We start from the raw sequence: 13,842 nt of genomic DNA on the forward strand, positions 1-13,842 counted from the left end.
GTCCCCGCACCCCGGTGCACGCGGGCTCGGACACACACCCGCCGGCCGGGGCCGCGCCGCACACCGCGGCGCCCCCGCCGGCACCGCAGCCCCGCCGGCACCACCCGCGTCACCCGCGTCACCCGCGTCACCCGCGTCACCCGAACGAGGAGCGAGAGGTCACCCTCTCGCTCCTCGCGCGTGTTCCCCCACCGGTCAGCGGCCGCCGCCCGGGCCGGTGACGCCGGTGACGCCGCCGTCACTCCAGCAGCCGCGCTCGCGCAGCACGTCGCGCAGGACATCGATGCGGTCCGCCATGATGCCGTCGACGCCCAGGTCGAGCAGGGCCCGGATCCGTGCGGGATCGTCGACGGTCCAGACGTGCACCTGCAGGCCGAGCCGGTGCGCGGCGCGCACGAAGGCCCGGTCGACCACCGGGACACCCCGATGGCGCTCGGGCACCTGCGCGCACACCGCCGGCCACGGCGAGCCGCGCCCCGGCAGCAGCGGCCCGGCGAGCGAGCGCAGCCGCAGGCCGAGCACCTCGCGCGGGCCCAGCGAGGTGGCCAGCCGCGGTCCCGCCAGCGCGCGGACGGCGGCCAGCCGGCTGTCCGAGAAGCCGCCGACGCAGACCCGGTCCCAGGCCCCGGTGCGGCGGATCGCCTCGACCAGCGGCGCGACCGCGGGAGCCGCCTTGATGTCGATGTTGACGTGCGCCTGTGGGAAGGCGCCGAGCAGGTCCTCCAGGAGCGGGACGGGTTCGGTGCCCGCGATCCGGGCCCGGCCGACGACCTCCCAGGGCAGCTCGGCGACCGCGCCGGTGCGGTCGGTGACGCGGTCGAGGCGGGAGTCGTGGAAGGCCACCGGCACACCGTCCGAGGTGGCGTGCACGTCCGTCTCCAGGTACCGGTAGCCCAGGGCCAGCGCCGCCTCGAACGCGGCGAGCGAGTTCTCCGGCTTGCCGAGGGTGCCGCCCCGGTGCGCGAAGGCGAGCGGTCCCGGGTGGTCGAGGAAGGGGTGCATGAGGGGACTCCGGCAGGGCTGGCTGGTGGGGGCGGGCCGGATGATCCCGGGAACGCGCGTTACAGTATTACGCATCATGTCAAGCAGTAACGAGCCCCACGGTGGCGATTCACGCGGCAGCGGTTCACACGGCAGCGAGCCACGCGGCAACGAGCCACGCGGTGGCGATGAGCGGAGCGTGGACGACGCGATCCTGGACGCGGCGGCCGACCTGATCGTCCACCTCGGTCCGCGCCGCACGCAGCTGGCCGAGGTCGCCAGGCGGGCCGGCGTCAGCCGCCCCACCGTCTACCGGCGCTGGCCCGACCTGCGCGCGGTCGTGGGCGCGCTGCTGACCAGGGAGATCCTCGCGACCGTGGCGCAGCTGACCCTCGCCGGCGACGATCGCGAGTCCTTCGTGACCGCGGTCGTGGAGACCGCCGTGCGGCTGCGCGACCACCCGGTCCTCGGCACCCTGCTCCGCTCGGACCCGGACACGCTCCTGGAGTACGTCGTCGAACGGCTCGGCACCAGCCAGCAGGGCATGATCGAGGCCCTGCGCGCCGCGATCGAGCGCGGACAGGCCCACGGATCGATCCGCGCCGGCGAGCCCACCCAGCTGGCGGCGATGGTCCTGCTGATCACCCAGTCCACCGTGCAGTCCCACCGCATGGTCGCCCCGCTGCTGCCCGAACCGGCCTGGCGGCACGAACTGGCCACCGCCCTGAACGGATACCTCGGGCCCTGACGCTTCCGGGCCGCATATCCTTGCGCCTGTGACCGAGTACGAGACCTTTGACCTGGGCGATTTCACGCTTCAGCACGGTGGAACGCTGCCCGGAGCGGTGCTGGCGTACAAGACCTACGGCGAGCTGGCACCGGACGGATCGAACGCGATCGTCTTCCCGACGTGGTTCGCCGGCACGCATCTGGCCAACGAGTGGCTCATCGGCGCGGGGAGGGCGCTGGACACCGATCGCTACTTCGTCATCGTGCCCGGTCTGTTCGGCAACGGGCTCTCCAGCTCGCCGAGCAACACCGCCGTGCCGAACGACCGCGGGCGCTTCCCGAACGTGACGATGCACGACAACGTGTCCGCGCAGCACCGGCTGGTGACGGAGCGGTTCGGTATCGAGCGGCTCGTCCTGGTGACCGGCGCGTCGATGGGCGCGGGGCAGGCGTACCAGTGGGCGGTCAGCCACCCCGACATGGTCGAGCGCGTGGCCCCGATGGTCGGTTCCCCGCGCACCAGTCCGCACAACCAGGTGTTCCTGGAGGGCATCCGGGCCGCTCTGACCGCCGACTCCGCTTTCTCCGACGGTGACTACGACGACCAGCCGCGTGCCGGACTGCGGGCCTTCTCCCGGGTCTACGCGGGCTGGGGGCTGTCCCAGGCGTTCTACTGGGAGCGGCTCTACGAGCAGTTGGGATTCGCCACCCTTGAGGACTTCCTCGTCGGCTTCTGGGAGGCCAACTTCAGCGACTGGGACGCCAACGACCTGCTCGCCATGATCTGGACCTGGCAGCATGCCGATGTCGGCCTGACTCCCGGATTCGACGGCGACACCGTGGCCGCCCTCGCCTCCATCAAGGCGCGGGCGCTGGTGCTGCCCTCGGAGCGGGATCTCTACTTCCCGCCCCAGGACGAGGAGTGGAGCGTCCAGCACATGGCGGACGCCCGGCTCCGGGTCATCCCCGGCATCTGGGGGCACCTGGCGGGCGGTGGCGCCGACCCGGAGGCGGCCGTGTTCATCGACACGGCCCTACGAGAGCTGCTGGCTCAGCGCTGACCTCCTGGACCTCCTGGACCTCCTGGCCCTCCTGGCCCGCACACCTGCTGCGGTGCGAGCCGGCGCCCCGGCTACCGCTATCCTCCCTGCGGTTGATCGTCAACGGGAGGAGAGCCCCATGCGCCGCATACCCTTCGGCCTGGCGGCCGCGCTGTCGGCCGTCGCACTGACGGCGGGTTGCGCTTCGAGCAGCGCCACCGCCACGTCGCTGCCGGGCACCACCGCGGGGGTGCCCGCCACACCCCTCGCGGCCACGACTGCGACGGCGTCCGCACCCGCGTCCGCACCGCCGTCAGCGCCGCCGTCAGCCTCGCAGTCGGCTCCGGCTCCGGCCTCGCCGGCGGCAACGGCGTCGGCACCGGCGTCGGCACCGGCGTCGGCGTCGGCGTCGGCGTCGGCGTCGGCCCAGGAACTGCCGGACGGGTACGACGCCACCCGCGACGCGAGCGCCGACATCAAGGCCGCCCTCGCGGCGGCGGTGACGGAGCATCGGGAGGTCCTGGTCGACTTCGGCGCCAACTGGTGCCCGGACTGCAAAGCCCTGGACGTGATGTTCCGCTCGCCCCAGGTCCAACCGCTGCTGCAGCGGGACTACCTCGTGGTCGCCGTCGATGTGGGCCAGTTCGACCACAACATCGACCTCGCCGGCCAGTACCTCGACCTGCAGAGCAGCGGGATTCCCGCGCTGGTCGTGCTGAAGTCCGACGGCACGGTGCGCACCGCCACCTCCGACGGCTCGTTCTCCAACGCCCGCAGCATGGACCCGGAGCAGGTGAGCGCCTTCCTGACCCGCTGGGCACCCGGCGCGGGCCAGTGACCCTCCCGCGCCGGCGCGCTGCCGCGCTGGGCTCCACCACACCGGCCGTCGCCGCCCTGGCCGTCGCCGTGCTGGCCGTCGCCGCGCTCACCGGCTGCGCCACCCACCGGGCGTCCGACCCCGCCGGGCAGGCCACGGCCCAGGGGGTCACGGTCACCGTCACGCTGCTCCCGGGCTCGGGCAGCGACCGCCGGTTGCAGGCGACGTTCAGCCCGCAACGGCCCGGCTTCCACCTCTACAGCATCGACCTCCCCGCACAGGGCATCGACGGACTGGGCATCCCCACCCGGCTCTCCGTCCAGGGCGGCCTCACCGCGACCGGTACGCCGACGGCGAACCTCGCGACCCGCCTCCTGCGACCGGCCCACCTGTCGACCGAGCTGCCCGTCTATCCGGACGGCCCCGTCACGTTCGTCCTGCCCGTCCGGCGGACCGGCGCCCACCAGGCCGATGTGACGGTCAGTTACGGGGCCTGCAGCGAGAGCACCTGCCTGATGCCCGTCAGCAAGGAAGTGATCCCCCTCGGCCTCAACTGACAGCATCGACCGCACAGCCCGCACAGCTCACACCGACCGACCGCGCGGCAGGCGGTCGGTGCGGGCCGTCAGCCCAGGAACGCCGCGGTGGTCGCCACGAACCGGCCGGGGTCGTCGACCCAGGGGTAGTGGCCCGCCCCGGGCTGCACCAAGAACGTGGCGGCGGGGAGGAGCTCCGCGAACTCAGCGGTCGAGCACGGGGGGCTGTTCAGGTCGAACTCCCCGGTGAGCAGCAGGACCGGTGCCCCGTGGCGAGCGAGGGCCGCCCGCGTGCCGGCCGGTTCGAAGGCGCCCTCGGCCCCGAAGCCGGCGACCGCCGCCATGTTGACCGGCCGGCCAGCCTCGTACTGCTCGCGGGCCGCCTCGTCCCAGCGGCCGCAGAAGAAGGGGCCGATGGCCTCGAAGTCGCCGCCGGTGCCCGCGATGAGCGCCTCCAGCGCGGCGAACGCCGCCGGGAACCACGGCTCGCCGCTGCGCAGCAGAGCCAGTTCGCGCCGCTGCTGCCCGGTGATCTCGATGCCGACCGCCCGGGTGCCGGGACCGATCAGGGCGAGCTTGCCGATGCCGTCCGGATGCCGGGCCGCGTACTGCACCGCGATGTTCGCACCGGCGGAGTGGCCGAGCAGGTCCAGCCGGGGCAGCCCGAGGTGGCGGCGCAGCGCCTCGACGTCGTCGACCAGTCGATCGCACCGGTAGGAGGAGAGGTCCTCGGGGGCCGCGGACCGACCGGTGCCGCGCGGGTCCGGCATGATCAGCCGGCGGTGCGCGGAGAGGCCGCCGAGGCCGCCGAGGTAGTGGGAGTCCGTGGGCCCACCGGGGAGGCAGACGAGCGGAACGCCGCTCCCCTGGACGCGGTAGGCGAGCAGGGTTCCATCGGGCGCGGAGAATGTAGGCATGGCGTGGATCCTGCCAGCCATAACCAGGTTGTACAATCTGGTTATGGCTGGCATCGGCACAGGTGTATAACTCTGGCATGGCAGGCGAAGCGAGCACCGCGCACCAGGATCCCCCGGCACTGACCCAGGCACAGGCCGAGCGGCTGCTCGCCGGCCTGAACGAGGTCGTCCGCGCGGGCGAGGAGGCGCGGCAGCTCCGCGCCGAGATGATCAAACTGCTGGCCGGCCTCGGCTGGACCCAGGAGCGGATCGCCCGGCTCACCGACATGAGCCAGGCGGCCGTGTCCAAGCAGGTCTCCAAGGCCCGGACGGAGGACCCGCCGCCGCCCCCACCGCCGCTCTCCCTCGACCAGCCCGACACGCCCTGGCTGGAAGGACGGCTGTGGGGGCTCGCCGAGGAGATCTCCGAAGCCTGCGACGGGGACGCCCGCTGCACCCGCCACCTCAGCGCGATCGCCCGGGGCAGGCAGCGCTTCACGCCCCGGAGCGTCGACGAGCTCCGGCGCCTGGTCGAAGCGGATCTGACGCTGCGCCGGGACCTGCTGCCGAGCGGCTACCGAGCGGCGTACGACGAGATCAGCCGCCGCCTCGACACCCCCGCGAAAGCCATCGCCGGTGGGACCGGCACCGCCGACGGCCTGTCGGCCTCCGCGCGCCGCACCCTCGCCCACCAGATCCAGCGCGACCAGCTCCACCTCGACCGGACACCGTGACGGGACACCACGACCGGACACCGTGACCGAGCGTCCGCACCGGTATATCCGCTGTTCCGGGGTGGCCGGCCCGTCAGGCCCGGACCGCGCAGGGTAGGGCGGCCAGGGCGCCGCCGAGCAGGGCGGCGGGGTCGGCCGTCGCCTCCCGGGTACGCCACGCGATGTGGCCGTCCGGCCGGACCAGCAGGGCGCCGGTGCCGCCCAGGGCGGCGCGGGCGGCGATGTCGGGTCCCGGGTCGGCGTGGCGCAGCCCGTGGGCCGCGGCGGCCCGCTGCCAGCAGGCGGGTCCGAGCAGGATCCATCCACCGTCCGGCAGGTCGACCGTCGAGCGGCCGTCAGGGGCCCAGGAGTGGGGGACGCGGGTGCCGGGGCTCCCGTCGAGGTCCTCGGCACCGTGCTCGATCGGGTCCTCGGGACCGGCCAGCACGGCCGCCGAGCGGTAGCGCTCGCCCAGCCCCTGCGACTCCAGGGCCGCCCACCGTCCGGCCATCGCGGCGGCGCCGTCGGGGGTCAGGTCACGGGCGTTCGCACCGGAGGCCGCCACCGCGCGGACGGCGGCCGGGTGCCGCTCGTCGTGGTAGCTGTCGAGCAGGCGGTCGCCGGCCCGGCCGTCCAGCGCGGCGGCGAGCTTCCAGGCGAGGTTGTGGACGTCGGCGACACCGGTGCCGGCGCCGCGCGCCCCGGCCGGCGGCATCTGGTGCGCCGCGTCACCGACGAAGAAGACCCGACCGTCGCGCAGCCGGTCCAGGGTGCGTTCGCGGGCCTCCCACGGCAGCACGCTGAGCACCCGCAGGTCGGGGGCCGGCAGGCCGAGCGCCGAACGGACCAGGTCCGCGCACCGGGCGGCGGGGTAGTCCTCGGGGCGCTCCACCGCGGTGTCGTAGCGGATGTGGAGGGCCCAGCGGGAGTGGTTGTCGATCGAGGTGAGCATCCCGTGCAGGTCCGGGCGGCGGATCAGGACGATGCTGAACTCCCGTCGCTGGACGAATCGGTGGAGATCGGCCCGGAAGAGCACGTTGAGCTGGTGGCCGTGGCTCGCGCCCTGGGTGGAGGAGACGCCCAGCTGGTGGCGCAGGCCTCCCCCGGCTCCGTCCGCCGCGATCAGGTAGTCGGCGGTGGCCTCGCGGACGGCCCCGGTGCGGACCTCCTCCAGCCGCACCCGCAAGCCGGTGGCGTCCTGCTCCAGCAGGTGGCAGCGGGTGTGGAAGCGCAGTTCGCCCGGCCCCTTGCGGGCGGCCGCCAGCAGCACCGGCTCGACCACATCGAGGGTTGCCCGGACGCCGGTCGTCGGGCTCCAGCGGGCGACGGCCGCCGGTGCGAAGATGCTGGGCTGGGCGCCGGGGAGGGGCGGCGGTGACGCGCTGTCAGCTGACGATTCGTCAGAGTCCCTGCGCTGCAAGGGACCTATGGCTTCGGCGAGCGTGGCGCCGCAGTACAGGCCCTGGGCGGGCGCCAGCGCCGCGCCGGCCGCGCGGACGGCGTCGGCCACGCCGAGGTCACGGAACACCTCCATCGCCCGGGCGTTGACGCTGCGGGCCCGGGGGTGGGCGTGGGTGGAGGCGTGCGCCTCGACCAGGAGGGACGGCACGCCGAGCCGGGAGAGCGCCAGGGAGGCGGTCAGGCCGACGATGCCGCCGCCCACGACGATGACGGGGTGGTGGTCGTTCACGGGGGTGCTCCTCGGTGTGGTTGCGCTTGTTGTGCCGGTGCGCGGGAGGGCCGGTGTGGCTGCGGTCAGGACGGCCGGGCGGCGGTCAGGACTGCCGGGCGGCGGTCAGGACTGCCGGGCGGCGGCCCCGCGCAGGCGGAGCGAGGCCAGCGCGGCCAGCGCGCTGAAGGCCGCCGCCGCCAGCAGGGCCGCGTGGTAGCCGCCGAGTTGGGCGAGCGCCGGATCGCGGCGGCCCGCCCCGTGGCGGGTCGCCGCGTCGGTGAGGGACACCAGCAGCGCGAGGCCGAGTGCGCCGCCGAGCTGCCGGGACATGTTGAGCAGGCCGGAGGCCAGGCCCGCGTCCTGGGGCGGCACCCCGGCGGTGGCCGCGTTCGCGGCCGACATCAGCATCAGACCGAGGCCCAGCCCGGTCAGCACCACCGGCCCGAGCAGGTCGGCGCGGTAGTCGGCGGCGAGCGGCACCCGGCTCAGCCAGAGCAGGCCGGCGGCCCCGAGCAGGCCGCCGTAGCAGGGCAGCCGGCGGATGCCCGCGGCGAGCAGCCGGCGCGAGGCCAGGGCGGCGATCGCCAGGCAGGCGCCCATCGGCAGCATCGCCAGGCCGGCGCGCAGCGCGTCGTAGTCCAGGATCTGCTGCAGGACCTGTGAGACCAGGAAGAGCGAGGCGGTCAGGGTGGCGCCGAGCAGCAGCACGACCAGGTTGCCCGCGGGCAGGTTCGGCAGGCGGAACACCCCGAGCCGGACCAGCGGCCGGCTGCTCCGGGACTCGACGGCGACGAACAACGCGAGCAGCACGGCGGCCGCGGCCAGCGTCCCGAGGGTCATCGGTGAACCCCAACCGTCCTCCCCCGCGAGGGAGATGCCGTAGAGCAGGGCGCCGACCCCGGTGGTGACCGCGAGGGCACCGGGGATGTCCAGGCCGATCGGACCGGTGCGCGGCGGGGCCGGGCGCAGGCAGAACGAGACGGCGGCGATCAGCGCGATGCCCACGGGGACGTTGACGAACATCACCCACCGCCAGCCGGCCCGCTGGGTCAGCACGCCGCCGACCAGGACCCCGAGCGCCGCCGCCGACGAACTCGCCGCCGCCCAGAGCGAGAGCGCCCGCTGCCGGGCCCGGGCGTCGTGCTGGGTCGCCGCCATGATCACGCCGAGCGTGGACGTGGCCAGCGCGGAGCCGCCGACGCCCTGGACGGCCCGTGCGCAGAGCAGCGTCGCCCCGCTGTCCGCGAGGCCGCCGACCATGCTCGCCCCGGTGAACAGCACGAGGCCCAGCCGCAGCACGGCCCGCCGGCCGAACAGGTCGCCGGCCCGGGCCGCCAGCAGGATGAAACCGCCGAGGGTGAGCAGGTAGGCGTTGACCACCCACTGCTGACCGGTGGCGGACAGGCCCAGGTCGGCGCGGATCGCCGGCAGGGCGACGTTCACGATCGCGCCGTCCATGACGACCATGAAGGCCGCGGTGCAGCCGATCGCGACGACGACGCCGGGCGGCAGGTGCGGGCGGAGCAGCTGAGCACCGGTGACCGATACCGGGGTCGGCCTCGGCGAGGGTGGAGGCGGAGGCGGGGTTGGAGGCGGGGTTGGAGAGAATGACGGCATGGCGGACTCCCGACTTGAACACTGTTCTACTCGAACAGTGTTCAAGTTAGGTTCGCCTTCCTCGCCATGTCAAGAGCCGCGGGCCACCAGGAGAAGAAGATGCGACTGCACCGTCCGGACGTGCTCAACGGCGCGATGGCCCTGCTCGACGCCGAGGGCCTGGACGGGCTGACCATGCGGCGCTTGGCCACCGTGCTGGACGTACGCCCCAGCGCGCTGTACTGGCACTACCGCGACAAGCAGGCGCTGCTGGAGGCCATCGCCGAGCACCTCATGGCGGGCGTAGCGGAGATCGACACCGAGCAACCGGGCATCGACCAACTCGCCGAGCTGGCAAGGCGGTTGCGGGAAGCGCTGCTGTCCCACCGGGACGGCGCCCGGGTCGTCTCCGGCACCTTCGTCCGGCAGCCCGACACGCTGCGCACCGGGGAGGTCGCGATCCGGGCCGCGCTGGCCGCGGGCATCGCCCCCGAGCACGCGGCGCTGGCGTTCTTCACGCTCCAGGACTACGTGCTGGGCCACACCATCGAGGAGCAGAGCCGCGCCGACCTCATCGCCGAGCGGGGCCGCGAGGAGGCGCCGGGACCGCAGGAGACCGAGGACTTCCCCGCCATCGGCGCGGCCATCGGCCACTGGGCGGCCATCGAACCCGACGCCCGCTTCGAATACGGGCTGGGGCTCCTCCTGGACGGGCTGCGCGCCCGGCTCGACCGCGTGGCGGGCGGCGCGGGCCCGACCCGCTGAGGGCCGGCGGCGCCGGGGCACGGGGGCGCCGGAGCGCATCGCGCGGGTCCGACGGGGTACGGAAACCAGACGGGCGCGACCGCTAACGCGTCGCGCCCGTCGTAGGTGTCGTAGGTGTCGTGGGTGTCGTGGGTGTCGTGCCAGGGGATCCCGGGCCCCGGCGTCCTGCCGCGGGCTACCGGCGGCTACCGCGACGACCCTGGAATCAGCCCCGCCACCAGCTGTCCAGCGGGGTGACCGGAACGGTCCGCTTGTGCCGGGTCGCGAGGTAGACCGACTCCACCTTCGCCGCCACCTCCGGCGCGACCTCGGCACCTTCGAGGTAGTCGTCGAGCTGGGCGTAGGTCAGGCCCAGGGCCACCTCGTCGGGCAGCGCGGGCCGATCGTCCTCCAGATCGGCGGTCGGCACCTTCTCCCAGGTGCTCGGCGGCGCGCCCAACTCCTGCAGCAAGAGCGCGCCCTGACGCTTGGTCAGGCCGGTCAGCGGGGTCAGGTCGACACCGCCGTCGCCGAACTTGGTGAAGAAGCCGGTCACCGCCTCGGCCGCGTGATCGGTGCCCACCACGAGCAGGTTCAGCTGGCCGGCGATCGAGTACTGGATCACCATGCGCTCACGGGCCTTGATGTTGCCGCGCACGAAGTCCCGCAGTTTGGGCTCCTCGCCGAGCAGCTCCCGCAGGCCGAGCGCCGACTCGGCGGCGACGGCGTCCGCGCTCGGCTTGACGTTCACCGCGATCGACCGGTCGGGCCGGATGAACCCCAGCGCGATCTGCGCGTCGTGCTCGTCGGCCTGCACGCCGTAGGGCAGGCGTGCCGCGACGAACGTGGCCTCGTGCCCCTCGGCCCGCAGCTCCTCGGCGGCGAGCTGGCACAACCTACCGGTCAGCGTGCTGTCCTGGCCGCCACTGATCCCGAGCACGTAGCCCTTGGCCGGGGTCGACCGCAGGTAGTCCTTGAGGAAGTCGACCCGTTGCCGGATTTCGACCTTGGGCTCGATGACCGTCTTGACGCCGAGCTCGGCGAGGATCTGCTCCCGGAGGTTTGCCATTCACTCATTGTACTGGCCGTGATCAGCGGGCTCGGCTCGGCCCAGGGCCAGGCCCGCCAAGCCCGTCAAGCCCGCCAGGCCCGTCAGGCCCGGACACCGGCGACCAGCTCCGCCTCCTCGGCCGGGGAGAGCTCGAACGGCAGCGGCGGCTCGCCGCGCTCGCGGTCCCAGGCCAGCACGTCGGCGATGGTCACCGCCAGCGGGGTCGCGGGCAGGCCGGCGGCGCGGGCGCGTGCCGCGCTGCGCTGCTGGGTGGCCCAGAGCGACGCGGGGCGGATCAGCGGGAAGAACGGTGACACCGCGTCGGCCGGGACCGGAACGACCTCGACCCGGGTGCCCGCCACTCGCGCACAGGTGGCGATCAACTCCGCCATGGTGATCGGCTCGGCCGGGCCGACGGCGTGGAAGGCGCCGGGCCTGTCGTCCAGCAGCAGCCGCACCACCAGGCGCGCGGCGTCGCGCGAGTCGACCAGCTGGATCGGTTGCTCGGGGCTGCCCGGCAGGGCCACCCGGCCGCCGCGCGCGGCCCGGCGGACCCAGTACGTCAGCCCGTTCTGCACGTCGTGCGGCCCGGCGACCTTTCCCAGCCGCACGATCGTCGCCCGCGAGCCGTACCGGGCCACCACGTCGTCCTCGCAGGCCACCTTGCACGGCCCGTAGGTGTCCTCGTCGAGTTCCTCGGTGTCGCGCACCGGCGGCCGGCGCGGGGTGTCCTCGTCCGATCCCGGCTGCAGGCCCGTCCGGGCGTACACCGCGTGGCTGGAGATGAACAGGTACCGGCCGACCCGGTCGCCGAGCGCCGCCATCGCCTGCCCGACCTGGCGCGGGACGTACCCGCTGACGTCCACGACCGCGTCCCAACTGCCGTCGCGCAGAGCCGAGTAGTCCCCGGTGTCCCGGTCCCCGATCAGCCGGGGCACGCCGGGGAACAGCTCGGGTCCGGTCAGCCCCCGGCCGAACAGGGTCACCTCGGCACCCTGGCGCAGCGCGTCCGCCACGATCGCCCGGCCGACGAACGAGGTACCACCAAGCATCAGAAGTCGCATGGCACTTGACAGTAGCGGCGCACCCGCGCCGGCTCCACCGAGTTCCGGCACCGGCGAGGCGGGCGCGGGCAGGGCACGGCTGTGTGCGGCCGCGTGCGGCCGGGCAAGCCCTACCGACTGCTGAACGGGCCGTTCAGGGCCGCCCATTGGAGCAGGAGCACGGTCTTGGCATCGGCGATCCGCCCGTCGCGGATCATGTCCAGCGCCTCGGCGAAGGGCAGTTCCACGGTGGTGATGTCCTCGCCCTCGGCGGCCACCCCGCCGCCCGCGGCGGTGGCGGTCGCCGGGGTGTAGGGGGCGGCGAAGAAGTGCAGGCGCTCGGTGACCGAACCGGGGCTCATGTAGAGCTCGAAGACCCGCTCGACCGCGCCCACCTCGTGCCCGGTCTCCTCGGCCGCCTCCCGGCGGATGGCCTCCTCGGGGCTGTCGCCGTCCAGCAGCCCGGCCGCGGTTTCGAGGAGCATCCCGTCGGGGTGTCCGTTGACGTAGGCGGGGAGCCGGAACTGGCGGGTGAGCAGCACCGTGCGGCGGGCGGTGTCGTGGAGCAGCACGGTGGCCCCGTCGCCGCGGTCGTAGGTCTCGCGCTGCTCGCGGCTCCAGTGGCCGTCGCCGTGCTGGTAGTCGAAGGTGGTCCTGCGCAGCACGTACCAGTCGCAGGAGAGCACCTCCACGTCGCGCACCAGCACCCTTGGGTTGCCCGTCAGTTCGCGGCCGTGCCGGTCCAGGCCGGTGCGCCCGCGGCGGTCGGGGGTGTCGAGGCCGGCGGTCACCGGGCGGCCGGCACGTCGTCGAGCCCGGTGCAGACGAGCTTGTGCTGCGCGCGGGCCAGCGCGACCATCCGGTCCGCCCCCTGGGAGGGGCCGCCGATGCGCAGCACCGCGTCGCAGCGCGACAGCAGGAGTTCGGCGACGGGGTGGAAGATCTCCTCGAAGAGCGCGTCGCCCGGGGAGCTGCTGCCGGCGGTCTCCAGCAGCGGCAGGGCGAGCGCCTCGCCGGTGACCGGCAGGTGGCCGGCGCGGAACAGGGCCAGGGCGGCCTGGTTCATCGCCCGCACGTTCGCGTCGAGCTTGACGGGGTCGTCGCCCGTTCCGGACCGGTAGGGGCCGGCGACGAGGATCATCAGGGGGCGGGGGACAGCGGGCACGGTATCGCTCCTCAACAGGGCGGTGGCTGAGCGGGGTTCAGGCCAGCAGGGTGTCGACGCCCGCTTCGCGCAGGGCCTGCAGGGTCCGTGGGCCGGCCGGGTGGGTCGCGTCGTCGGCGGCGGCGGCATCGGTGACGAAGGTGTCCACCGCCCCGAGCTCGGCGACCTGGCTGAACGCGCGGACCCCGAGCTTGGTGGCGTCCGCCACCGCGACGGTGGCCGCGGCCTGGGCGAGGCCGGCCTGCTTGACCGCCGCGTCGTCCAGCGAGAACTCCGACCAGCCGTGCTCGGCGTGCACACCGCCGATGGACATCACGAAGCGGTCGAAGGCCAGGGATTCCAGCGTGCGCAGGGCCAGCGGGCCGACGAAGGAGTGCTCCCCCGGACGGGAGCGTCCCCCCACGATCAGGAGGTCGATCCCGGGCCGGTCCGCCAGGCGCGTCGCCGCCTGCAGGCTGAGCACGGCCACCGTCAGCGGCGCCCTGGCGGCCAGGTGCTCCGCGACGTGCACGGTGGTGGTCCCGGCGTCCAGCAGCACCCGCGAGCCGGGCTCCACCAGCGCGGCCACGGCCGCGCCGAGGCGGTCCTTCGTCGCGGCCTGCCAGGGCTCGCGGGCGGCGAAGCCCGAGCCCTCCTCGCGGGCGCGGGTGGCGACCGCGCCACCGTGCACCCGGCGGACCAGGCCCTGGCGCTCCAGCGCGTCCAGGTCCCGGCGCACGGTCATCTCGGAGACCCCCAGGCGCTGCGAGAGCTCCGACACGGAGATCCGGTCGGCGCCCTGCACCAGTCGCAGGGTCAGGTCCAGACGGTTGGCGACACCCATGGCACATTTCTACCAGAGGAGTGTTCGAAATGAACA

Annotated in this window: 16 protein-coding genes; 6 read left to right on the forward strand and 10 right to left on the reverse strand. The window is 74.1% G+C overall.

All coding sequences use genetic code 11. The annotated features are described in order from the left end of the window. Nucleotides 1-195 precede the first annotated feature (195 nt). The gene (locus OG455_RS37315; protein WP_266301204.1) at nt 196-1,002 is read right to left on the reverse strand and encodes a glycerophosphodiester phosphodiesterase; all 807 of its coding nucleotides are present in this window, start codon (nt 1,000-1,002) and stop codon (nt 196-198) included. Nucleotides 1,003-1,180: 178 nt separating this feature from the next. Between OG455_RS37315 and OG455_RS37320 the strand changes: the two genes are divergently transcribed. Together OG455_RS37320 and OG455_RS37325 are read left to right on the forward strand one after the other, a co-directional pair. After that, nucleotides 1,181-1,729 carry a TetR/AcrR family transcriptional regulator gene (locus OG455_RS37320; protein WP_266301205.1) on the forward strand — a complete coding sequence of 183 codons (549 nt, stop codon included), beginning with the start codon at nt 1,181-1,183 and terminating at the stop codon, nt 1,727-1,729. 28 nt (nt 1,730-1,757) lie between these two features. Further along, nucleotides 1,758-2,771, forward strand: a complete 1,014-nt coding sequence (locus tag OG455_RS37325; RefSeq protein ID WP_266301206.1) for an alpha/beta fold hydrolase — start codon at nt 1,758-1,760, stop codon at nt 2,769-2,771. A 99-nt stretch (nt 2,772-2,870) separates the two neighbouring features. On the opposite strand, the gene OG455_RS37330 is transcribed toward OG455_RS37325, so the two are convergent. Next, entirely contained in the window at nt 2,871-3,227 is a 357-nt protein-coding gene (locus tag OG455_RS37330; RefSeq protein WP_266301207.1) for a hypothetical protein, read from the reverse strand. A 22-nt stretch (nt 3,228-3,249) separates the two neighbouring features. On the opposite strand from OG455_RS37330, the gene OG455_RS37335 reads away from it, so the two are divergent. Further along, nucleotides 3,250-3,588, forward strand: coding sequence for a thioredoxin family protein (locus OG455_RS37335; RefSeq protein WP_266301208.1), 339 nt, complete (start codon nt 3,250-3,252; stop codon nt 3,586-3,588). Then, nucleotides 3,585-4,124: a hypothetical protein gene (locus OG455_RS37340; protein ID WP_266301209.1), complete on the forward strand. Its 540-nt coding sequence runs from the start codon at nt 3,585-3,587 to the stop codon at nt 4,122-4,124. Before OG455_RS37335 ends, OG455_RS37340 begins: the two co-directional genes overlap by 4 nt. Nucleotides 4,125-4,192: 68 nt before the next feature. Here OG455_RS37340 and OG455_RS37345 read toward each other — a convergent pair whose 3' ends face one another. After that, on the reverse strand, nt 4,193-5,020 hold the full coding sequence (locus OG455_RS37345) for an alpha/beta fold hydrolase (RefSeq protein WP_266301210.1): 828 nt from the start codon (nt 5,018-5,020) through the stop codon (nt 4,193-4,195). A gap of 77 nt (nt 5,021-5,097) precedes the next feature. Here OG455_RS37345 and OG455_RS37350 point away from each other — a divergent pair, with 77 nt between their 5' ends. Next, the gene (locus tag OG455_RS37350; RefSeq protein WP_266301211.1) at nt 5,098-5,733 is read left to right on the forward strand and encodes a sigma-70 family RNA polymerase sigma factor; all 636 of its coding nucleotides are present in this window, start codon (nt 5,098-5,100) and stop codon (nt 5,731-5,733) included. 73 nt (nt 5,734-5,806) lie between these two features. Here the strand turns inward: OG455_RS37350 and OG455_RS37355 are convergent, their stop codons facing one another. Then, nucleotides 5,807-7,402, reverse strand: a complete 1,596-nt coding sequence (locus tag OG455_RS37355) for an FAD-dependent monooxygenase (RefSeq protein WP_266301212.1) — start codon at nt 7,400-7,402, stop codon at nt 5,807-5,809. A gap of 105 nt (nt 7,403-7,507) precedes the next feature. Further along, nucleotides 7,508-9,001, reverse strand: coding sequence for an MFS transporter (locus tag OG455_RS37360; RefSeq protein ID WP_323185663.1), 1,494 nt, complete (start codon nt 8,999-9,001; stop codon nt 7,508-7,510). Between the two features lie 99 nt (nt 9,002-9,100). Here OG455_RS37360 and OG455_RS37365 point away from each other — a divergent pair, with 99 nt between their 5' ends. Then, nucleotides 9,101-9,745, forward strand: coding sequence for a TetR/AcrR family transcriptional regulator C-terminal domain-containing protein (locus OG455_RS37365; RefSeq protein ID WP_266301214.1), 645 nt, complete (start codon nt 9,101-9,103; stop codon nt 9,743-9,745). 205 nt (nt 9,746-9,950) lie between these two features. On the opposite strand, the gene nadE is transcribed toward OG455_RS37365, so the two are convergent. The 5 genes from nadE to OG455_RS37390 all read right to left on the reverse strand — a co-directional run bounded on the left by nadE (nt 9,951) and on the right by OG455_RS37390 (nt 13,806). Then, complete coding sequence (nadE, locus tag OG455_RS37370; protein WP_266301215.1) at nt 9,951-10,793, reverse strand: ammonia-dependent NAD(+) synthetase; 843 nt, start codon at nt 10,791-10,793, stop codon at nt 9,951-9,953. A gap of 83 nt (nt 10,794-10,876) precedes the next feature. Further along, nucleotides 10,877-11,839, reverse strand: coding sequence for an NAD-dependent epimerase/dehydratase family protein (locus OG455_RS37375; RefSeq protein ID WP_266301216.1), 963 nt, complete (start codon nt 11,837-11,839; stop codon nt 10,877-10,879). 110 nt (nt 11,840-11,949) lie between these two features. Then, nucleotides 11,950-12,609: an NUDIX domain-containing protein gene (locus OG455_RS37380; protein WP_266301217.1), complete on the reverse strand. Its 660-nt coding sequence runs from the start codon at nt 12,607-12,609 to the stop codon at nt 11,950-11,952. Then, nucleotides 12,606-12,983 carry a DUF4406 domain-containing protein gene (locus tag OG455_RS37385; protein ID WP_266301218.1) on the reverse strand — a complete coding sequence of 126 codons (378 nt, stop codon included), beginning with the start codon at nt 12,981-12,983 and terminating at the stop codon, nt 12,606-12,608. Before OG455_RS37385 ends, OG455_RS37380 begins: the two co-directional genes overlap by 4 nt. A 37-nt stretch (nt 12,984-13,020) precedes the next feature. After that, complete coding sequence (locus OG455_RS37390) at nt 13,021-13,806, reverse strand: DeoR/GlpR family DNA-binding transcription regulator (protein WP_266301219.1); 786 nt, start codon at nt 13,804-13,806, stop codon at nt 13,021-13,023. Between the last annotated feature and the right edge of the window lie 36 nt (nt 13,807-13,842).

Source organism: Kitasatospora sp. NBC_01287 (assembly GCF_026340565.1).
Classification (GTDB): domain Bacteria; phylum Actinomycetota; class Actinomycetes; order Streptomycetales; family Streptomycetaceae; genus Kitasatospora.